The 18,008-nt window shown below is 40.1% G+C and carries 29 protein-coding genes; all 29 read right to left on the bottom strand.

Features of this window, described 5'->3' with window-relative positions; all coding sequences use genetic code 11:
• Positions 1 to 13: 13 nt before the first annotated feature.
• Entirely contained in the window at positions 14 to 805 is a 792-nt protein-coding gene (locus tag BGK61_RS17375; protein WP_076012195.1) for a PhzF family phenazine biosynthesis protein, read from the bottom strand.
• On the bottom strand, positions 795 to 1,172 hold the full coding sequence (locus BGK61_RS17370) for a DUF3703 domain-containing protein (protein ID WP_014998585.1): 378 nt from the start codon (positions 1,170 to 1,172) through the stop codon (positions 795 to 797). The genes BGK61_RS17375 and BGK61_RS17370 overlap by 11 nt, the downstream gene beginning before the upstream one ends.
• Before the next feature lie 14 nt (positions 1,173 to 1,186).
• Positions 1,187 to 1,555 (bottom strand): MmcQ/YjbR family DNA-binding protein, encoded by a 369-nt coding sequence (locus BGK61_RS17365; RefSeq protein ID WP_076012194.1) that lies wholly within the window; start codon positions 1,553 to 1,555, stop codon positions 1,187 to 1,189.
• 26 nt (positions 1,556 to 1,581) lie between these two features.
• Entirely contained in the window at positions 1,582 to 2,436 is an 855-nt protein-coding gene (locus tag BGK61_RS17360; RefSeq protein ID WP_076012193.1) for an acyl-CoA thioester hydrolase/BAAT C-terminal domain-containing protein, read from the bottom strand.
• 400 nt (positions 2,437 to 2,836) lie between these two features.
• A complete protein-coding gene (locus tag BGK61_RS17350; RefSeq protein ID WP_076012191.1) occupies positions 2,837 to 3,289 on the bottom strand; it encodes an MBOAT family O-acyltransferase in 453 nt (150 codons plus the stop codon).
• Positions 3,290 to 3,590: 301 nt separating this feature from the next.
• On the bottom strand, positions 3,591 to 3,905 hold the full coding sequence (locus BGK61_RS17345) for a hypothetical protein (RefSeq protein WP_014998580.1): 315 nt from the start codon (positions 3,903 to 3,905) through the stop codon (positions 3,591 to 3,593).
• Between the two features lie 102 nt (positions 3,906 to 4,007).
• Positions 4,008 to 4,277, bottom strand: a complete 270-nt coding sequence (locus BGK61_RS17340; RefSeq protein WP_076012190.1) for a hypothetical protein — start codon at positions 4,275 to 4,277, stop codon at positions 4,008 to 4,010.
• Positions 4,278 to 4,455: 178 nt separating this feature from the next.
• The gene (locus BGK61_RS17335; protein ID WP_076012189.1) at positions 4,456 to 4,815 is read right to left on the bottom strand and encodes a hypothetical protein; all 360 of its coding nucleotides are present in this window, start codon (positions 4,813 to 4,815) and stop codon (positions 4,456 to 4,458) included.
• Positions 4,816 to 4,903: 88 nt separating this feature from the next.
• Entirely contained in the window at positions 4,904 to 5,488 is a 585-nt protein-coding gene (locus tag BGK61_RS17330; RefSeq protein ID WP_076012188.1) for a hypothetical protein, read from the bottom strand.
• 284 nt (positions 5,489 to 5,772) lie between these two features.
• Entirely contained in the window at positions 5,773 to 6,102 is a 330-nt protein-coding gene (locus BGK61_RS17325; protein ID WP_076012187.1) for a hypothetical protein, read from the bottom strand.
• A 92-nt stretch (positions 6,103 to 6,194) separates the two neighbouring features.
• Positions 6,195 to 6,431, bottom strand: coding sequence for a hypothetical protein (locus BGK61_RS17320; RefSeq protein WP_076012186.1), 237 nt, complete (start codon positions 6,429 to 6,431; stop codon positions 6,195 to 6,197).
• 634 nt (positions 6,432 to 7,065) lie between these two features.
• Positions 7,066 to 7,416 (bottom strand): hypothetical protein, encoded by a 351-nt coding sequence (locus BGK61_RS17315; RefSeq protein WP_076012185.1) that lies wholly within the window; start codon positions 7,414 to 7,416, stop codon positions 7,066 to 7,068.
• 224 nt (positions 7,417 to 7,640) lie between these two features.
• The gene (locus tag BGK61_RS17310; protein WP_014998573.1) at positions 7,641 to 7,829 is read right to left on the bottom strand and encodes a hypothetical protein; all 189 of its coding nucleotides are present in this window, start codon (positions 7,827 to 7,829) and stop codon (positions 7,641 to 7,643) included.
• Between the two features lie 439 nt (positions 7,830 to 8,268).
• Complete coding sequence (locus tag BGK61_RS17300) at positions 8,269 to 8,559, bottom strand: hypothetical protein (RefSeq protein ID WP_076012184.1); 291 nt, start codon at positions 8,557 to 8,559, stop codon at positions 8,269 to 8,271.
• Between the two features lie 427 nt (positions 8,560 to 8,986).
• A complete protein-coding gene (locus tag BGK61_RS17295; protein ID WP_076012182.1) occupies positions 8,987 to 9,349 on the bottom strand; it encodes a hypothetical protein in 363 nt (120 codons plus the stop codon).
• A gap of 118 nt (positions 9,350 to 9,467) precedes the next feature.
• Positions 9,468 to 9,770: a hypothetical protein gene (locus tag BGK61_RS17290; RefSeq protein ID WP_076012181.1), complete on the bottom strand. Its 303-nt coding sequence runs from the start codon at positions 9,768 to 9,770 to the stop codon at positions 9,468 to 9,470.
• A 132-nt stretch (positions 9,771 to 9,902) separates the two neighbouring features.
• A complete protein-coding gene (locus BGK61_RS17285) occupies positions 9,903 to 10,346 on the bottom strand; it encodes a hypothetical protein (protein ID WP_076012180.1) in 444 nt (147 codons plus the stop codon).
• Between the two features lie 574 nt (positions 10,347 to 10,920).
• On the bottom strand, positions 10,921 to 11,229 hold the full coding sequence (locus BGK61_RS19640; RefSeq protein ID WP_076012178.1) for a hypothetical protein: 309 nt from the start codon (positions 11,227 to 11,229) through the stop codon (positions 10,921 to 10,923).
• 64 nt (positions 11,230 to 11,293) lie between these two features.
• A complete protein-coding gene (locus BGK61_RS17270; protein WP_076012177.1) occupies positions 11,294 to 11,701 on the bottom strand; it encodes a hypothetical protein in 408 nt (135 codons plus the stop codon).
• A gap of 126 nt (positions 11,702 to 11,827) precedes the next feature.
• Positions 11,828 to 12,016: a hypothetical protein gene (locus BGK61_RS17265; RefSeq protein ID WP_076012176.1), complete on the bottom strand. Its 189-nt coding sequence runs from the start codon at positions 12,014 to 12,016 to the stop codon at positions 11,828 to 11,830.
• A gap of 628 nt (positions 12,017 to 12,644) precedes the next feature.
• Positions 12,645 to 13,439 carry a hypothetical protein gene (locus BGK61_RS17255; protein ID WP_234349501.1) on the bottom strand — a complete coding sequence of 265 codons (795 nt, stop codon included), beginning with the start codon at positions 13,437 to 13,439 and terminating at the stop codon, positions 12,645 to 12,647.
• Between the two features lie 324 nt (positions 13,440 to 13,763).
• Positions 13,764 to 14,081, bottom strand: coding sequence for a ribonuclease E inhibitor RraB (locus BGK61_RS17250; RefSeq protein ID WP_234349500.1), 318 nt, complete (start codon positions 14,079 to 14,081; stop codon positions 13,764 to 13,766).
• Positions 14,082 to 14,205: 124 nt separating this feature from the next.
• Positions 14,206 to 14,655: a DUF7832 domain-containing protein gene (locus BGK61_RS17245; RefSeq protein WP_076012173.1), complete on the bottom strand. Its 450-nt coding sequence runs from the start codon at positions 14,653 to 14,655 to the stop codon at positions 14,206 to 14,208.
• A 125-nt stretch (positions 14,656 to 14,780) separates the two neighbouring features.
• Entirely contained in the window at positions 14,781 to 15,236 is a 456-nt protein-coding gene (locus BGK61_RS17240; RefSeq protein ID WP_076012172.1) for a hypothetical protein, read from the bottom strand.
• 125 nt (positions 15,237 to 15,361) lie between these two features.
• Entirely contained in the window at positions 15,362 to 15,724 is a 363-nt protein-coding gene (locus BGK61_RS17235; RefSeq protein WP_076012171.1) for a hypothetical protein, read from the bottom strand.
• Between the two features lie 77 nt (positions 15,725 to 15,801).
• Positions 15,802 to 16,323 (bottom strand): signal peptidase II, encoded by a 522-nt coding sequence (gene lspA, locus BGK61_RS17230; RefSeq protein ID WP_076012170.1) that lies wholly within the window; start codon positions 16,321 to 16,323, stop codon positions 15,802 to 15,804.
• A gap of 153 nt (positions 16,324 to 16,476) precedes the next feature.
• Positions 16,477 to 16,860 carry a hypothetical protein gene (locus BGK61_RS17225; RefSeq protein WP_076012169.1) on the bottom strand — a complete coding sequence of 128 codons (384 nt, stop codon included), beginning with the start codon at positions 16,858 to 16,860 and terminating at the stop codon, positions 16,477 to 16,479.
• A gap of 148 nt (positions 16,861 to 17,008) precedes the next feature.
• On the bottom strand, positions 17,009 to 17,305 hold the full coding sequence (locus tag BGK61_RS17220) for a hypothetical protein (RefSeq protein ID WP_076012168.1): 297 nt from the start codon (positions 17,303 to 17,305) through the stop codon (positions 17,009 to 17,011).
• Positions 17,306 to 17,412: 107 nt separating this feature from the next.
• Positions 17,413 to 18,006 (bottom strand): hypothetical protein, encoded by a 594-nt coding sequence (locus tag BGK61_RS17215; RefSeq protein ID WP_076012167.1) that lies wholly within the window; start codon positions 18,004 to 18,006, stop codon positions 17,413 to 17,415.
• Between the last annotated feature and the right edge of the window lie 2 nt (positions 18,007 to 18,008).

Below are 18,008 nucleotides of genomic sequence, written 5' to 3'. Positions count from 1 at the left end.
CCATAACTAGCCATCAGATAGTAATGTAGCCCTCAAGGTAAGACACCGCTTGGCCAGAAATAAGCACGCGATCGCCCGCTACTTCGCATTTTAATGTACCGCCTCTTTTAGACGCCTGATATGCCGTAAGTTTTGACCGTCCAAACTCTTTTGCCCAATACGGCGCCAACCCTGTGTGGATTGAACCGGTTACTGGGTCTTCAACTCCGCCGTTCGCAGGCCAAAAGTAACGCGACACAAAATCGAATTGTGTTCCTGGCGCTGTTACTACCACATCAAAAGGCGCAAGCGATTTTAGTTGTTCGCTGTCTTGAATTACGCTTAAAACATCATCTTCGTTTGAATAAATAGCAAAATAAGCTTGGTTATTTTTTAGAATGCTTTTGGGCTTGATAGAGAGTCCTTTTAGTAACGCTTCAGGCACTTCACCGACAGGGTTGGGCATTCTATTAGGGAAATCCATCTGAATAAATCCGTCGCCTTTTTTAACGACTTTCATCATCCCAACCGACTTGGCGAAAAGCGAGATGTGCGGCAGTTGGTAGTTTTCGCTAAAAATGACAAACGCAGAAGCTAAAGTAGCATGACCACAAAAATCGATTTCCGTCACAGGGGAAAACCAGCGGATAGCGAATATACCGTTATCATCTTCAACTAAAAAAGCAGTTTCAGAAAGGTTATTCTCAGCAGCGATTTCTTGCATTTTCTCATCGCTAAGCCATTTTCCGGTGATAACCACCGCGGCAGGGTTACCTTTAAACCTTACGCTGGTGAACGCATCAACAACATTAATTCTAATTTTCATAAGAACGCGCTTTTTTTAATATTCTGTCTAGTTCGGGTTTTATTGGCATTACCTTAAATGGGCTCACATTAGTACCGCCAGTATTTCCCGTAGGCACTAAACCAAAAGCGGTTTTTGTTGCAGCACCAGCTATTCTGAAAAGCTGACCAAAAACTTCACCAATTTTGCCTTGTTTCACTGCCCATAAAAGCATTTGAACGTGTACTTTTACGTGTAGCCTTGTAGACGCTTGACCAAGAACGTGGGCATTTTCCAAATGAGCGAAGGCTTCAGCCTTATTTCCGTAATTTTGATCATTGCGGGCTAATGCCAACTCCTCTTCAACATAAGGACGGATGTTTCGCGTAAAGATTTTTGCTTTCAACATGGTGTAAGCACCTTCTATTGAGGTTGATTTAAACCAAGATCTTTTTGCATTTTCTTGGTTAACCCTAACGATACTAGCTTAAACGACGCGCTTAAATAATATTCTAATTCCTCATCTTCGTTACTGTCGCAATTGTACTGCTGTATCCACTTCATTCCACGACTAGCAAGATAGGGAGCAGGCCGATAGCCAGGCTTCTCTTCCAGAAAATAATAGTTTTGCTCAGAGGTTTTAAAGGTAAAAGCTGGGTGCCCGTCCTTGCCAATGCTCCCTATAGCAAAAACTTTCCCACCTATTTTCCATACTTCTGAATTTCCCCACTGAACGACATGAGTAGTGTGAGGTAGTGCTTTACAAAAGTGATTGAATTCATCAATGGTCATATAATTCTATTTATTGAAGAAGCTGACTAGTGATTATTGGGCTTAGTAAGCATCTTAATAAAGGTTTGGTTCATATCGCTACCACTTTTTAAGAATTCATAGTTAAGCAAGTGGTCTGCGCCTTGATAATTTATGTGCTTACATTTCTTATCAGCGCGTGCATTTATTTTTTTACACACCGCTTCAGCCATTGTTGGCGATGGCCAAATCTCATCGTTTTCGCCAGTCAGTAAGACAACACCTGCATTGATATTCTGTACGGGAATATTAGCTTCACCGCTGTCTGTACGGTTTTCTAGAGATTGTGTATAGAGGTCTAGCAAACCATTAACTTCGCCCGACGGGTTGAAAGGAACAAATGCTAAGTCCTTTCCGTTGTGAGTCCAGCTGGATCCAGGAACCTTGCTCCAATCTTTCAAAATGCCCGCCCACACAACGGAACTAGGCGCAATAGCAACCACACTATGTATACTTGCATCTTTTGACGCTAGAAGAAGCGACAATTCAGCACCTTTTGACCAGCCAACAACAATAATTTTGTCTGGCGTGGTTTCTGGTTGTGCTTTCAACCACGAGACAGCTTGATAGATATATTCAAGAGGTATTCGCTCTAACTCAGACGGTAAGCCATCCTCCTTAAAATAGGCTAAAGCAAGAGTAGGGAAGCCCGCTTGCACAATGGGCTTCGCGAGTTTTTCTGGCACGCCGCCCTCTGAACCGCCTAGCACTAACACGCCCATTTTGCCATCATTAGAACCGGGCACGTAGTAGGTAGCCGCCAATCCATCCTCTTCATATTTCAATGTCCGCGTTGAGGCTTCACATTGCGTTGATAAAAGTAAGAAAAAGAGAAAACAAGAAAGCACGGTTTGTGTGTTCATTTAATACTCGTTTGATTAACTTAAGATAAAAGGTTTAGTAGGAAGTACCGCTTATAATTTCGCTTAGTCAATTTTGTTGTGAGACGGTAGATCGTTACATATATCGCAGTGGGTCCGCCTTTTGAAGTTGTAGGCACGGCGGACTGCAAAGATGAAGATGGAAATAAAAGCCCAAGTGGCTCCAAATTCCAACGAATAAAGGATAGATTGCCCCTTGAGGTACTGAACGCTAGCAAAAATGGCGCATAACAGGGGGAATGCTATTAAGTATTGTAAGGTCCATTTCTTAAGAGGCATTATCATTCCTTTGATGTTTTCTAAAACTTAGGTTTACACCACTTTACGAGCCCATAATCTTATATTTTAAAGCCTGAGAAGGGACGTATCGTTGCGCTTTTGATTACAAAACATACATGCTTTCTACTAAATAAGCGATACCTAGAGAGCAAAGGATGGTTAGAAAGTTGAAGGTTGCTCTTATAATCCATCTGAATTTATCGTAAGAAATACCCAATGCACTAAACGCAATAACAATTGTGCCCATAATGCCAAACCAAGGTGTGAAAAAGACAACAGCTTTCCATTTAACCACTGAGACGGCGAGGTCATGAAGCGCTCCGCTAATCAAAAATGTGATCAAAACAGACAAGGAAGTTGGCAGAAAGGCATTAAGAGGCCTCATCACATTGCGAGATAAGTAATAGCTCCAAATCGGATTCCAATGTCGCCAAAATTGAGCGAAAGATCTTGCGCCGAAGGAGCGGTACAGCATATTTCTCATCGAACGCTTCGCTCCCAAAGGCACACCGTTTCGTTGCTTAACGTACTTTGAAAGCGTTAACGAATTTTGCATTATAATCTCTATTCCGTTCGCTATTTTAATTAACTTCTACACGAACATCTGATTTCACCATTTACATACCTTTCACTGTAATCCGATGCTGGGCATTGCATTTTTATTTGATTGCACTTAGAACGGTTACCACTAGACACTTTATTTCCGGTAATTGTTGAAGAAATCACGTCACCTAGAACCTCCTCAGCAGTCCAGGGCTCAACATCAAGTGCAGTGCACCCAGACAGCAACCCTAGTAGTAAAATAGCAGGCAAAACGGTTGGCACTTTTCTCATAATATGGACTCGCATTTTTGGGCTTACGACTTAGTATATTTATATTCAAAAGACACAACCGCTGCACACAAACCGCCAACAATAAAGCAAAACAGAGCGGTAGATACTGTACCTGCACTAAAAAGCCAAGCCATACCTCTCGCGCCATTCCAAGTCACTGAAAGAATTGGGCTATTTGGTTCGCCATACATAGTTCTTGGCCCAAGGAATATACTAGAAACCCATAGAAAAATTGTCAGCAACGAAAAGATATAGCCAAGAACACTCGTGGCTCTTGCAGCGAAAAGTAGGGTAGGAAGGTTATCCGTTTTAATCTTAGAGTGGGGGTAAAACTTCATGAAAATCCTTTTTAATAAGTGTAGAGAGACTAGATATATCGTTCTTTATCAAATGCCTAAAAAAATTGAGTATTAACTAACTCACGTAACAATTGGATAGAATCAGGTATTACTTAGTAATTTCCCAGCCAATAGCGTTAACGATATTACAGCGATAAATATTTGCAAAGCGACAAACTTCGCTTTTGGCTTCTCTTCCGACAGCAAAAATTGTTTGATGTTCACCTGAGTAATCAAAAACAGTACTGAGATAAGGAGCATTGAGATAGCGGCAAACGGCTTGTTTGATTGAAAATAATCAACAGCAAAATAGATTGGAGCTATCGTGAAGAACGTTAGAATAATCCTGGCTGGTATTTCATTTTTTATCATAATACTTCCATGTGTAATGGTGTGAAAGCTTAGTGTTTTCGTAAGATTATAGCTAAGACAGGCTTTGTTACAGCTAATAGCCTTTAATAGCAACTCTGTCGCAAAACTAAACTACGTCAACCCTTATGCTCGCAGCTTACAAGTAGTTCTCAATCATTTGTAATATAACAATATCAACCTATAAGTAACCAGCACTATCATATTTCTTATAGCCTGCTTGAGTTAGCGCCTTAAGTTGTTGAAATAGGCTAGTGTCTTCAGTTTTAAAGTTAAAGCATGACTTACCCTGCATTCGCTTTTTAAGCTCTGGAGTTATGCTCTCAAGTAAATCTGGAAAAACATAAATAGGCATAAGATGAAAGCTAATATAGTTTTTATTTGCCTTTACTGAGCTAAAATACATAGGTTTTTTGTTTTTCATTACGTATCGCGTGTTCAAGTAATAATTATCAGGTTTATCAATAACCACCACCATGTCGGTAGAGTAAGGAACTAGTATTTCTTTAAGCTGTTGAAATATTTCTTCACGACGGTCCATTTAATTACTCACCTTTTAAAGGTTATAAACAAAAGCACTTTTTATCATCTGGTTTTATGTAAAATTAGCTGGCATGCCTATGCCGATGTTAAGACATGTAAAAACCAGAAAAAACCAGTAAAAATAGTCCAATCACAACATAAAATATTGATGTGACATTGTTGGGTGCCACAGAATTAGAAAGAAAATAATCATTGATACCTGAAACCAGTTGAGACAGCAAAAGCTTATTTTTCGACGGTTTTAATTTTAACTGTGCAGTACCGACCCAGCTTTGTACAGATACTTGAAGATCTGCATTAATATCTTCAAGCCTTATTAGTGAGAGTTGCTCTTTAAATTGTACGTTGTATTGGATTAACGCGTAATGTAACGCACTTCTGAATGAGTCGTCAGAAACCCCAATCACCATATAGCCTTTCATTTGAAACCAGGAAAAAACCAAAAAAACTAACAGTATCGCGGGGCTCATTAAGGGGAGTAAGCCAATACCATCGGTAGAAAAATAAATTTCAAAAGACATGATTATTTGAGGCGTAAAAGCAAATACCACAAAAAGAAAGAATACTTTTGATGGCAATAATAAAGGTCTTTTTGACGCAATGACTTTGACACCGATATATAGAAAAAATATCGCCATTAAGGCGAACTGTAGTGGAAAATAAGCGTTCAAATTAATCCTCCCTGTTGTTTGAACTAATAGTGTATTTCCGTTATCAATCGCTATCCCATAAGTTTGTATGGCATCGTGCAAAAGAGCATCTGAAACCGAAATATTTAGACTTAACTTTATTTGTTAGAAGTTGCGCCTGTTCCATTGGCCAAATTTTTAAAACTTATAAAACAAGCATACGATTGACTGCTTGATTAAACAAGTTAATTACCAACTGCTCATGTTTTTGATTTAACTTAAATAATTCGTACTTACAACGGCTGTTGTACAGGCATGGCTGACGCCTAGAAAAAGCTGGACGCTATTGCAAAAGCTACGAACACACAGCAGAACAAAATTATAGCCCAATTGAGAAACATCACACTTTTCCAACCAATGTTTTGAAACTTAAAATAATCTCTATTTTCTCTTTTAAGAAGAATGAAAGATGTAGGAATGACAGTAACAAAATACACCAAAGAAGCCATTACCGTGACACCCAGCACCCCCATAAAAGATGCTGCACCAGAGTAAAGAGGGGTGGCAGGTGTAACATCTTTCAAAAAGTAATCAGCAGAAACAATGACCACGATTGGAAATAGCACTCCGAGAAGTTGAAAGCCTTTAACTATCATGCGTTAAGTTCCCTCGTTCAACTAAACTTGATGGATTTTCGCTATTCAATTTTTACACACAGAATCAACGAGTTCGTTTTACAAACGGCTCTCTAGTTCATAGAGAGAAGGCTACGAGGCCTGAGTTCCAAATTACTTTCTAACTTTTCTATCTTTTGAAGAAGCTCTTGATTGGTTTTACTAGTTTGGTCCACTTGGCTCTGAAGTTTGGCAACTTCGACTTGTACGATGTGGTTGCTCTGATTTTGTTGGTGCAGAATGAAAGACTGCAAGCCGATTACTGTTGCAAACGCGATTGTCGAGAGGATTACTTTTTTGTTGTATTTCATAGAACTTCCTTATTTCAATTGAAGCTTTAGACTACCAGCGATTTTTTATCTTTTCACTATTTAGCATAAATATTTAATCAACAGTTTTGGTATGTATAGACAGATTGTGTAGTTGTCTGACTCTTAATGTAGTACGGCACAGCATCATCAATTGAGCTTATTCCTATTCCTGACTATTTCCCGGTAACTGAAATAGGTAAAAAACGGCGATAATATATAGAAAGCTAAGAACACATCTAAAGCAAAAAGCGGGTATATAAGTTCCGCCTGACCAATAGAGCCGCAGAACTCCCATGAAAAGATAGTAATGCATCCATAAACTGACGTAGACCAAACATACGCGGTAAAACCGAATAAAACGCTAATGATCACAAGACTTCTTAGCATTTTTAGATATAGCTTTTTGGATGGTTTTACTTTCAAGCTTCCAGCTCCAATTGTATTCGTTTACAATAAAAGGCGTGTGCATTTGGGGCAAAGTGGCGCAGCCGCCTCACGAGTATTCGTCCCACAGCTCGAAGTGGGGTGATTAAGTCTTCTGTAGTCATTTTAAGTCCATTTAGTGATGACACTTTACACTCTGCTAAGCGGCTAACATATAGCGCTATTATCACTATGCCGCCCAACATATTTGTCATGTTTGAGCGCTATTTTTGTGTGTGAAATTCCAAGCGATAGCCGCTACTATCAACATAAACGCAAGTTGATAAAACGGCATAACAGCATAAATGAGGCCCGCTTGTCCATCGTTGCCAGTATAGGTATACGATGAGTAATAGGTCGCCAAAGCCAGAATACCTGAAAATAAACCAGCCCATGCCACAACTAAATTTAGCTTTGAATTTTTGGTCTTGATTAAAACCAGTAAAATAGACAATAACAGTGGTGAAGCAATGTAAATTTGGAAAAAACTTAATCCAAATCCTGACGTTCCAGTCGTTGCCAGAATAAGTACAACAGAAAAGATTATAATTATTTTTTTCATAAGTGTAGCTCCCTTCATACACCTAACTTCCAAATATGGGGCGCAAGTACATTTGCAATAATAGCGAAGCTGCCCCTTGTGTATACGCCATACCAACGGAGGAGTGTTAATTCGGCTGTTAGCAGCTATACAGCCCCTAGCTAAAAAAGAGCCTTTGACTTACAAGAGATTTAGACCAGCCTCCATTACAAGTATTATCGAAATAAACCTTGAGACTTGGAAACTTACGACTGATGATAATTTGCTTTTTTGTTTTCTGATTCAGCTTTATAAGAATTGAACCAAAAAAGACCTTCAAATACGAAAGCTAATAAAATTAATCCAAACGTACCGTTCATCATGCCGAGACTATAGGTCACAATGGCAGCGATTAGAAATGTGATAATTAACAGAACACGAGAATGATTTTTCATAACCTTTCCTTAGTTTAAGACCGCCTTTTCAATATAGTATAGTTTTAACGTAATTCTGAACAATCTTGTAAATAAGTGTTTCTAATTATTGCCTAATCCCCGGTGCTAGTGTGACTGCTTCCATTGTCTCCGCCACCAAACTTACCCTTGAAAGGTATGCTGACATAGTCGTCTTGGCTTGTATGGAAAAGATATAGGCCAAGAGCACCTAAAAAAGGAATTAACCAAACAATTAAGATTTGCACAACTCTTTGAGCTGTTTCCATATCTTCCCTTAGAATTAAGAAGATGCTGACAGTTAAATTCAGAAGGCAAGATACGATTAAAATTATTGATATATCATCCATTTTAAAATTTTTCGGTGGCATAACACTCGCATTCAAGCAAGTGTATCTAGGCTACAATACCAAGAGAAGAGTAGGGAGCCTATGTGTTTTTCTTATATGGTGCTTCCCACGTTAGTGAATTTAGTTGAATCGATAACACATTCAAATTCCGATTTTGATATCTCTTTTTCTTCACCAATAAGTTCAAATTTACCTTCTGGCAATACACCATAAACATCTTCTATGTGTTGCTCACTGTAGAAAAGTGCATTGCTAGAAGCGTAAATCTGTATCGAGCGAGAAACGTACCCATCTTGACCTATTTCAAAATACCAATCAGAAGTGCCCCAATGGTCAAATTGATCACCTCTTGATTCATTCCAATGATAGTAAAAGTACTTCATCAAACGTGCCCTATAACTCTTCTATAACGGGGTATGTATGCGTCTCAGCGAACATAGCGAGTGTGTTGTTATATTCGTTTTTGATAAAAGCGCTCTGTTAAAAAATGAATTGAATTGTAAGTCCAGCTAACGCAAATGCCGAAGACTATGAAAATGGGGAAGGAGAAGTTGGAAAGCTTAACTATATTGGCTTGCGAAGCGTCTAACCCTGCAAATTTTAGGATAAAACCAGAAAGTAAGACCGACAGAATAAATATTACGAATTTGAAGCTTTTAGAATTATTTACATCCATATCAATTTTCCATTTTCATTCGAGAACATAACTTTTAAATAAGGGGCGCAGGCACGCAGGGCATAATGGCGAAGCGGCTCCGCGTATGCGTCCCAGTAAACGCAGATAATGTGCTAATGGGTTGTTAGGTGCGCTCACGCTAATACCCCATTTAGCAGCATGCTAGGCATAAAAAAGTAAAAAGCCAAAAAACCTGAACTTGTAAATAGAAGTGCAACAGCACAAAAAGAAGCTTGAACAAAAAAGACGGAAGGTTTAGCAGACGCACTATGCCTAAAAGCTATTACTGAGGTTTTTAAACATTCTTTGATCGCTTGGTATTTAGTTGAGAGCCAAGAAAAAATTGGGGCTAGGCTAGCAAAAACGAGAGCAAATGCGACTTCCATACCGCCTAATTGAACTAAGAAGGCTATCTCTGGCAAAAATGCCGCCGCAACAACCATTACAATGCCGATAACTGCGCGCTGTAAATTAGTTAATTCATTCCATGATTTCATAGTTTTTCCTTTTAACACCTAACTTTTAAATAATGGGTGCAGACGAGTGAGACATGAGGGCGAAGCCGCCCAGCGTGTACGCGTCTCAGCGAACGCTGTGAGCGAGTTAATTGGGGTGTTATGATCCAATTGTATCAAAGCCAAAAGTTGTTGCTTCAAGCTGCAATGTGTCGCCACTTTGTAATTCAATTTGATAAGTATTCTTTTGAACCCTTGCAGTATTGATAGAGTTAGATTCGCCCCATGGTGCAGTCATTGGTACGTTAACTGAGGAAATACCTGAAAATGTTAATATACATGGCTGTGCATTTGGGGTTGTCATTAAGAAACAATCTAAGAAAATTTCAGCTGATTTACCAGGCCAATTTATTGAAATTGTTTTTACTAATCCATCGTGTAGTGGTAGGTCATTAAAATTCATTAAAATCTCCTGGCTTAAAACACCTAGCTAAGGCGCACAAATGCTTGGGGGAAATAGCAACTGCCCCATGTGTTTGTGTTCCAGTAGGCCGCCCCAGCGGACTGCAACTTAAGCGTCTTGTTAGGGGCAGACTTATGCCTTTGGATAACAGTCGATTTGAGCATCTTGTTTCCCTGACCATGAATAAATTTTGATTCTGTCTGCGTAAGGATACTCTGAGTTGTCCTGCGGTATATCAATAACTTTGACAAGGTCTGAACCACACCACGAGTCCTTGTGCCAGTAACTTACGATAACACTATGCTCTGAAATGATCTGCTTTACAAAACCTATAGCATCATCGTATGCATCATTATTTCCAAAGTCGTCACAGTGAATGTGATATGAACCAAAAAAGACGGTTACTTCATCATCGCAGGTTTGTAATTCCAGGTCAGGCTTTCCAATATCATTGGGCCTTGGAATTTTGATTTCCAAAAAAGGTTCTCCGTTGGGAGAGACAGTTGAGCAATATTTAGCCCATTCGGGGAACTCTTCCTTAAAGCGGCTTTCTATCTTTTTCGAAAAGTCATCCATGATTTATCCAAACCCCTAACTTTTAAATAATGGGAGCAGACGAGTAGGGCATGAGGGCGAAGCCGCCTCGCATGTGCGCGCCCCAGCGAACAGCGCGAGTGCCTTGTGTGGTTTGCTATGTGGCATCCCCTTATAAAACCTTTGGTTTACAGCACAAAAACAAGTTCACCTTTGATAGTCGAATACATAAGATAACTAGCAGCAACTAACGTACAACCAAAAATTTTAGTTTGAATCTTCCCCAGATTACCTTTTTTGATCTTTGTGTATCTACTGTTATCGTCCACAAATCCACTGGGTTTTGTAGGGCCGACGGATAAAGTGAATTCGAGTTCATTTTTGGTTAGAACGTAAAGACCAAAAATAAGAATTAATAGGGCAACCAAATCGTACTCATAGACTTCCATATTTTCACCCCCTCTCCATGTATTTCAGCTAATTAAGGCCATCCAATTTGAATACTTTCCCTGGCACATTATGCCCACATAAGAGGTAGTATTACATAGGCTACAATTCAAAGCGAAGCGCAGGGAACCTATGTGTTTGTGTCCCAGCGAGCGACTTAGTTTTTTTGTTATACGCTATTACACTTACTTTCTTCAGAGCTACCACTTGTTCTCAGCCGGATGTTGGATACTGATGGTTTGCTGTTAGCAATTGCTAAGTACGCCTCTGAAATTAGTAGCGGCTCCGCACAATAATCGATATCTAAAGTAACTGAAGAAAAGTCTAACTTCGTTAATTCAATTTCTAAACCAGATTTGGTTAGAACTTTATTTGACTCGTTTATAAAGTAACCTGTTTCATTTATATGAATTGTAATCTCGTCACTAGCATTTGCGAAAAATGGAATGACCAGAAGCATTATAATAGTAAAGCGCATGCTGTCTGCCTGACGTTGGTCTTACCCACTAAAAGTGAACGAAGTGAACGTGTTTAGCGCTTTGTTAGGTACGTGCATAAAAAAACCTTTTAAGCAACGCAAAAATCCCTGTGAACAATATGAAACTGAGCAAAAGCCAGCCTAATACCATGCCGACAATTTCTACGCCCCAATTGGGCACCGTTAACAAAAGCACTGACAAAATCGCACCGCCGATTACGCCAGTGAGGAATAGATGATTCTTCTTGATTCCAATCTCACCAGTATCATTGATTACCGACGCTGCAAGAAATGAAATTGAGGTTGTCATTCCCGCTATTACACTTATTAGCATTGAAAATTGAACTGTGCCTTTACAGCCAAACTTAACATCGCATATTTCAAGGACGAAAGACTGAAAAGAAGAAACGGATACCCACAATACAAATATTACGATTCCAGAAAAAAGAGCAGCGAGTATCTTATTAATCACAAAGTACCTAACTTTTAAATAAGGGGCGCAGGCACGGGGCTATAATCGCGAAGCGGCCCCGTGTTTGCGTCCCAGCGAACGATGTGAGTGGCAACAGCGTTTTGTTAGCTGTACAAGTTGCCAAAATTAGCCTCCTGCCATTTTGAACAAGAAATAAAAGAATCCAGAAAATAATAGAATGCCAGCTATTACCATAATGGTAAGTGCTTTTGATCTTGACATTGATTCAAGTAAACCAACTTCGGTTTGCATTCTAAAAAGGTCTGAGATGGAAGAGGATTCCTTCAGCTGCGGTTTAGAATTTTGTTTTTTCATACAACCTCCTGTTGTGAATTTTCCGGGTACAGCTAACACCGCATAAGGGGCTGATAATGCTTGGCCACACTTGTGAAGTGAAGCGGAACCGAGCCAAGCGTTAGCAGTCCCAATCACTTTATGCGCTATACGTCATCTTCAAAGGCAATCAATTCCTAAGGCACATACCGTGTATATTCCAATTAAAGGGAATAACGCCGTATATAGAGCTGAGAAAACACCTGCAAACCAATGAATAAAAAGTGATGAGGGTTTCTTAAACAAGCTGGTTGCAACGAGTATTAATATAATCGGACTCCCAAACATAATAATGTTGCTCAAGGCATACTTCATTGGGGGCCGCACTATTCCATACGCAGAACTTTCGAAGAAATACCCATATACACCAAGCAGAATTACTACAACCAATACTATACAAGAAACAGGCGCTGCTCCCATTCTCATTCGCAGTCTAAAAATCAATTCAGCAGCTACGAAAATAAGTAAGAAAATAACGATTAATATCGTGGCCAAGACTCTCTCCTTGACGTATAACTTTTAAATAAGGGGCGCAGGCATGTGGGGCATAACGGCGAAGCCGCCGCGTGTTTGTGTCCCAGTGACCAAAGGGAGCGAGTTAAGCGCCTTGTTATGCCGCGTTTTTTGCATGTTTTACACTGTTGATAAAGTTGTCCGGTGCGTTTACACCTAAATACACGTCCGTTTTTCCGTTTATAGGCGAACAGAGTTTTATTGCAACATTTGGAACACCAGAATAGTTGAATCGTTTGACGTTGCTTGAGCGTTTCACAAACGCATTGTTTGGGCATATTTCTGAAACATTGCTCAGTTGAATTGTAAAGGGCGCATACACCCCGTAACGAATGATTAAATTATTCCCATGAATTGAAACAGGTCGCTTGCCGACGGCTTTGTATTCTGCAAAGAAAAATACCAACCCAAACAAAGTAAGTCCCGTTGCAATGTTTGCTGCAGTACTTGACCATAAAAAGTGAAGGAGCAGATGAACTAGAGGAATTTCGATAACGATAAGTAGAATAAAACCTAAAAGGTTGCTGTGAGCGCCATCCTTTTTATCGTAGTAAAAATGCTGATTGCCGCGATAAGCGCTACTTTGTATTTGGGAAGCAAAAAGTGCAAAGCTCCAAACGCGTCCTTCGAGTGAAAGGATTGAGCTGAACAAAGAGGAGCCAAAAACTTTTTCGATAGGATTAGCGACCGCTAAATCTGGATCTTCTTTTTTCGCAAGCGAAGCGCGAACGGCTAAACATACTGTAACCAGTGCTGAAAGCTCTAAAACAAGAATAATGGCCAACACAAAATAACGACCACTTTCGAGAAAATGGAAAATAACTTTGTTTTGTTCGGGAATGATAAAGCTTCCAATGTATACAGAGGTGCAACATAAAATGGCCGCTTTCAATAACGCTTTTTGTTTATCTGATTCGCAAAGGAAGCACAAGATTGGAAGCACCAAGAGAGCGTCAAGCAAAAACAGCCACTCATGTTTCGCGTTTCCGTATTCGTTGAGAGCGTTTGATGATGCGTAATAATACCCCCACCAAATCGATATAAGGGTTAAAAACGCTAGTGGGATTTTGCTTTTAATACTCGGTTTCATAACATCCTTTGAGCGGCATAACTTTTAAATAAGGTGCGCTGGAATGTGGGGCATAATGGCGAAGCCGCCCTGCGTGTATGCGTCCCAGTGAGCCTGTGGGCGATATGATTTTTTTATTATGTGCCACTAGTGCAAAATACCCCAGGATTCGCAAACACCGCCATAGTCAGCCAAGAGAGCGGTAAACTTTTCCTGAATCTCTGTTACCAGTTCATAAGAGAGAACTTGATGAATATTGAATAAGATGTAACCGTTATATTCCCCGTCAGGTTCGTAAACCTGAATTGAACCAGCGAATTCTCTTAGCTTTGCAATTGCATCCGGATGAGGAGGCCAAGAGTCAAAGTCAACATTGAAATCTATCGTAGTTGGTTTAGAAAAATCGAATCCAGATTCATCGAGTCTTTTTAACACGTCACCATCTGCATCATCTGGAAAGTTCAATTTCGCCTCCTTGGCACATAACTTTCCAAAAACGGGCGCAGACATGTGGGGCATAATGGCGCAGCCGCCCCGCATGTATGCGTCCCAGCGAACGAAGTGAGTGCGTTTCTTGAGTTGTCATGGGTCATTCCCAAAACTTCCACCATTTGGGTCTTTCTGGCTTTTTCCAATTTTTAAAGGCACTTGTGATTAGTGGCGCGAGCTTTTGGTAATTACTCCAAGAATCTTTCACATGATAAAGCGTTGGTTCACTCGATGAGAGCGCCGCTTCGTAATCCTCAAAATAATCATCTGTTTCATAGTAGGCTTGTGCAAAAGCCAAACCTTCATTATTCAGATCAGTTTCCCAAAATTTTTCATCGCACTCTTCGATGAGAAACTCTGTACCTGTCATTTTACGTTGTTTAACTAGGGCAAGTGATTCTGAGGATTCATTGATGTGTTCATCGCTGATTAAATCATTGTTTATGATCCACGCTAAGAACATTCCAATATGAACCCCGCCGGCCTCATTCGGTAACTCTGCAGGGAAATTTTCGGCTCCACTATGCCAATCAATTCTGTCTAAAGCCAAATCTCATCTTCCTTGACCTATAACACCCAAATAAGGGACACAAACATGGCGGCTATAATCGGAACGAAGTGACACAGCCGCCATGTTTGTGTCCCAGCCCGCCTGCGGGCGACATAATTTTTTTGTTAGAAGCCTGCACGCCGTTGTTCCCTACGAGGATCATGTGGATTTACATTACCACCAAATGTTTGTTTATACACCTTGCCTAAATCTGAAGTGATTTCCAACGTTACTAGGTAAGGTGAACCCAGGGCTGAACGCCAATAGTGATAATGCTTTTGATATTGCTCATTAAAACTAAAAGTAACATTGGCTGACTTAACCCATGATGAGGGAATTTTATGAGAATTCAGCATTTTAATAAGCAATTCGCGCATGCTTTTAGCAAATGGTTCAAGGCTATTTTTAACGCCGCTATGTTCTACTTCTAACAGATTGACTGAGATAGAAGAGATGTTTCCTTGCTCTGCAATTAAACATAGTTGCCCTATAGCCCAGTAACCAAGATGATCGTTATTGCGATTATTTAGCATATGAGCAAAGTTTCTTACAATTCCCTTGAACTCTGAACGACGAGCCATGATTCTCCTTGGCTTCTAACTTTCCAATAACGGGCGCAGGCACGTAGGGCATAATGGCGAAGCCGCCCTGCGTGTATGCGCCCCAGCGAACGCAGTGAGTGCGTTTATTGGCTTGTTAGGTGCGCTCACGCCAAGACCCCATTTAGCAGCATACTAGGCATAAAAAAGTAAAAAGCCAATAAGCCCGAACTTGTAAATAGAAGTGCGGCTGCACAAAAAGAAGCTTGTACGAAGAAAACGGAAGGTTTAGCAGATGCACTATGTCTCAAAGCCACTATTGAGGTTTGTAAACATTCTTTAATTGCTTGGTATTTTGTTGAGAACCAAGAAATGATGGGGGCTAGGCTAGCGAAAACGAGAGCAAATGCGACTTCCATACCACCTAATTGAATTAAGAAGGCTATCTCTGGCAAAACTGCCGCCGCAACAACCATTGCGATACCGATAACTGCGCGTTGTAGATTAGTTAATTCATTCCATGATTTCATAATTTTTTCTTTTAGCACCTAACTTTTAAATAAGGGGCGATAACGCGTAGGGCATTATAGCGAAGCGGCCCTGCGTGTTAGCGTCCCAGTGCCCAACGGGAATGGCTTAATTTGTTTGTTAGGTTTTTACCCCATTTTGTAGAAAAGAAGGCAGCCAAGAATACACCCAGCATTATAAAAATATCTGCTAAGTTAAAAACCCCAGTATGCAGTGGTCCCAGCTGAAGTAAAACAAAATCTATTACGCGCCCAGTGTTTGTTAGCCTATCGTAAACGTTGCCAATGCCGCCAGCTAGGATTAGTGAGCCGACAATAAAACTGGCATTGGGTAAGGGCTTAAGGCTAAGATAGGCAAATACTGCTAACAAGAATAAAGTGACAAACGCACTAAAAATGATAGTTCGAGTTTCATGCGGTAGTGAAGCGCCCAAGCTTAAGAAAGCTCCGGGGTTTTCATGATAAGTAAGAACTAAAAAGCCATTAAGGTACGAAATCGGTCGTGAGCCCATTAGGTAATTAACAGCTTGTACCTTTGAAAATTGGTCACAACCAACCAACGGCAAAAGTAATAGAAGCAGAATCAATACGCGTTTCTTCACAAAAAATCCTTTTTATTCAATAGAGCAACCTAACTTTTCAATAACGGGCGCAGACATGTGGGGCATAATGGCGCAGCCGCCCCACGTTTATGCGTCCCAACGAACGAAGTGAGTGTGTTGATTGGCTTGTTAGGCTTTACCACTTTCGCTTATTTAACCATCATGTTGCATTAGCGCCCAATCTTTATCTTGGTTTTCCATAACGAAACACAATGGTTCCATTTTTTTATTACCTATAGAGTATGTTGTCACAAAAACACAACCGCCGGATTCTCTAGCTATAACACCTGTGACAAGTGAGTTGGCACCTTCAATTCCATACATGCCAATCTTTTTACGAAAATCTTTTGCAATTTTCTTTATAGTTTTTGACTTTGGTGCGTTGAAATACCAAAAATGCCAAGAGCTCCATCGAATCATAATGCATTTATACTTCTCGTGTTCTTCTTGATTTAGTAACCGCGCCACAGAATATAAAGACCCTTGTGGTGTGAAGGATAAAAACTCTTGAATGAACCTAGAAATTTCCTTTTCCATTATAAAACCAGTTGTCTATGTGAGAAGCCTAACACCCGAATAACGGGCAAAAATACGTAGGCTATAATAACGAGCGAAGCGAGGGAGCCTACGTGTTTTTGTCCCAAGGAGCGCCAGCGACTGAGTTAATGCGCTTGTTATATTTACATTACTCTAACACTTGGCTTAAGTACGGTTCTATATTTCCGCTTTCATCATTAGCTGATTTAACCTCCAGAATGAAGATAGATAGAGCAAACCAACCAATAGCAAAACCATAGTTGAATACCCAAAATAGAATTAAAGCGGGAATACCGCACCAAGTTAACATTGTTACTATTCGACTTTTCACATTCAACGGTGCGTCTTTTCGATATAGCTTTACAGCATTATTCACAATCTCAACTTTCTTACTATGCTTGAAATTCTTTAATCTTTTGTCTTCATACAGCTTAAAATGTAACACTGAACCTCCTTGTAAATATAACGGCCCGCATAACGGGCAAAAATACGTAGGCTATAATACTGAGCAAAGCGAAGCGAGTGTTAATGCGTTTGTTAGGCACGTGTTTGCTATTCCTTCGGACATGCAACGGAAGCGGAAAATTCTCTAGCGGCGATGCAATATTTTCTCCATTCGATACCTTTTGAAGGAATTAAAATTTCTAAGCTGTTGGTATTCATCACTATAGGAGACCAATAGTTGATTTGAACGTTTCCCACATTTTCACGACGAAAGATGCTACCGACAAAATACTCCTGGCCAGGTTGTGCTGTAAATACTATTTCCGTTTCTTCTGAGGGCGACATATGAACAGCGGTTGGATACATTTTTATTGTTTTCTTTTTGGGCGAAGTTTTTATTTGGTATCCACCGTCCCAAGTGCTGTTGAATGAACCTGAAGGATCGTAGTAGGTATTAGTTCCTCTCTGGTCGTCAATTTCAGACAAAATGACATAGCTTGTTGGGGCATCTTTTTTAAATAGTGAGCCTGAACTTTCAAAAACAAAAGTTGAATTAACTTTTTCCGTGCACTTGCTGTCGCACTTGTCTGTAATTAAAACGATTTCGTTTTCAGGAGTGTTCCCGAGGTTAATAGTAGTGTCGCTCGTAGACGCACAGCCAAATATGACTAAGGCAAAAAACGAGTAAAAAAGAGCTTTCATAT

Source organism: Alteromonas abrolhosensis (assembly GCF_001953635.1).
GTDB classification, from domain to species: domain Bacteria; phylum Pseudomonadota; class Gammaproteobacteria; order Enterobacterales; family Alteromonadaceae; genus Alteromonas; species Alteromonas abrolhosensis.
Note: the sequence above shows the minus strand (reverse complement) of the source record. Positions and strands in the feature narration are given on the sequence as shown.

What these genes read in the sequence shown, in the direction of transcription:
- BGK61_RS17290 (WP_076012181.1), bottom strand. Translation starts at nt 9,770, where the DNA reads ATGAATTTTAATGACCTACCACTACACGATGGATTAGTAAAAACAATT.
- BGK61_RS17315 (WP_076012185.1), bottom strand. Translation starts at nt 7,416, where the DNA reads ATGAAAAAAATAATTATAATCTTTTCTGTTGTACTTATTCTGGCAACG.
- BGK61_RS17285 (WP_076012180.1), bottom strand. Translation starts at nt 10,346, where the DNA reads ATGGATGACTTTTCGAAAAAGATAGAAAGCCGCTTTAAGGAAGAGTTC.
- BGK61_RS17375 (WP_076012195.1), bottom strand. Translation starts at nt 805, where the DNA reads ATGAAAATTAGAATTAATGTTGTTGATGCGTTCACCAGCGTAAGGTTT.
- BGK61_RS17225 (WP_076012169.1), bottom strand. Translation starts at nt 16,860, where the DNA reads ATGGAAAAGGAAATTTCTAGGTTCATTCAAGAGTTTTTATCCTTCACA.
- BGK61_RS17365 (WP_076012194.1), bottom strand. Translation starts at nt 1,555, where the DNA reads ATGACCATTGATGAATTCAATCACTTTTGTAAAGCACTACCTCACACT.
- BGK61_RS17300 (WP_076012184.1), bottom strand. Translation starts at nt 8,559, where the DNA reads ATGAAGTACTTTTACTATCATTGGAATGAATCAAGAGGTGATCAATTT.
- BGK61_RS17340 (WP_076012190.1), bottom strand. Translation starts at nt 4,277, where the DNA reads ATGATAAAAAATGAAATACCAGCCAGGATTATTCTAACGTTCTTCACG.
- BGK61_RS19640 (WP_076012178.1), bottom strand. Translation starts at nt 11,229, where the DNA reads ATGCGCTTTACTATTATAATGCTTCTGGTCATTCCATTTTTCGCAAAT.
- BGK61_RS17215 (WP_076012167.1), bottom strand. Translation starts at nt 18,006, where the DNA reads ATGAAAGCTCTTTTTTACTCGTTTTTTGCCTTAGTCATATTTGGCTGT.
- BGK61_RS17295 (WP_076012182.1), bottom strand. Translation starts at nt 9,349, where the DNA reads ATGAAATCATGGAATGAATTAACTAATTTACAGCGCGCAGTTATCGGC.
- BGK61_RS17335 (WP_076012189.1), bottom strand. Translation starts at nt 4,815, where the DNA reads ATGGACCGTCGTGAAGAAATATTTCAACAGCTTAAAGAAATACTAGTT.
- BGK61_RS17345 (WP_014998580.1), bottom strand. Translation starts at nt 3,905, where the DNA reads ATGAAGTTTTACCCCCACTCTAAGATTAAAACGGATAACCTTCCTACC.
- BGK61_RS17350 (WP_076012191.1), bottom strand. Translation starts at nt 3,289, where the DNA reads ATGCAAAATTCGTTAACGCTTTCAAAGTACGTTAAGCAACGAAACGGT.
- BGK61_RS17320 (WP_076012186.1), bottom strand. Translation starts at nt 6,431, where the DNA reads ATGAAATACAACAAAAAAGTAATCCTCTCGACAATCGCGTTTGCAACA.
- BGK61_RS17360 (WP_076012193.1), bottom strand. Translation starts at nt 2,436, where the DNA reads ATGAACACACAAACCGTGCTTTCTTGTTTTCTCTTTTTCTTACTTTTA.
- BGK61_RS17325 (WP_076012187.1), bottom strand. Translation starts at nt 6,102, where the DNA reads ATGATAGTTAAAGGCTTTCAACTTCTCGGAGTGCTATTTCCAATCGTG.
- BGK61_RS17235 (WP_076012171.1), bottom strand. Translation starts at nt 15,724, where the DNA reads ATGAAATCATGGAATGAATTAACTAATCTACAACGCGCAGTTATCGGT.
- BGK61_RS17240 (WP_076012172.1), bottom strand. Translation starts at nt 15,236, where the DNA reads ATGGCTCGTCGTTCAGAGTTCAAGGGAATTGTAAGAAACTTTGCTCAT.
- BGK61_RS17370 (WP_014998585.1), bottom strand. Translation starts at nt 1,172, where the DNA reads ATGTTGAAAGCAAAAATCTTTACGCGAAACATCCGTCCTTATGTTGAA.
- BGK61_RS17310 (WP_014998573.1), bottom strand. Translation starts at nt 7,829, where the DNA reads ATGAAAAATCATTCTCGTGTTCTGTTAATTATCACATTTCTAATCGCT.
- BGK61_RS17265 (WP_076012176.1), bottom strand. Translation starts at nt 12,016, where the DNA reads ATGAAAAAACAAAATTCTAAACCGCAGCTGAAGGAATCCTCTTCCATC.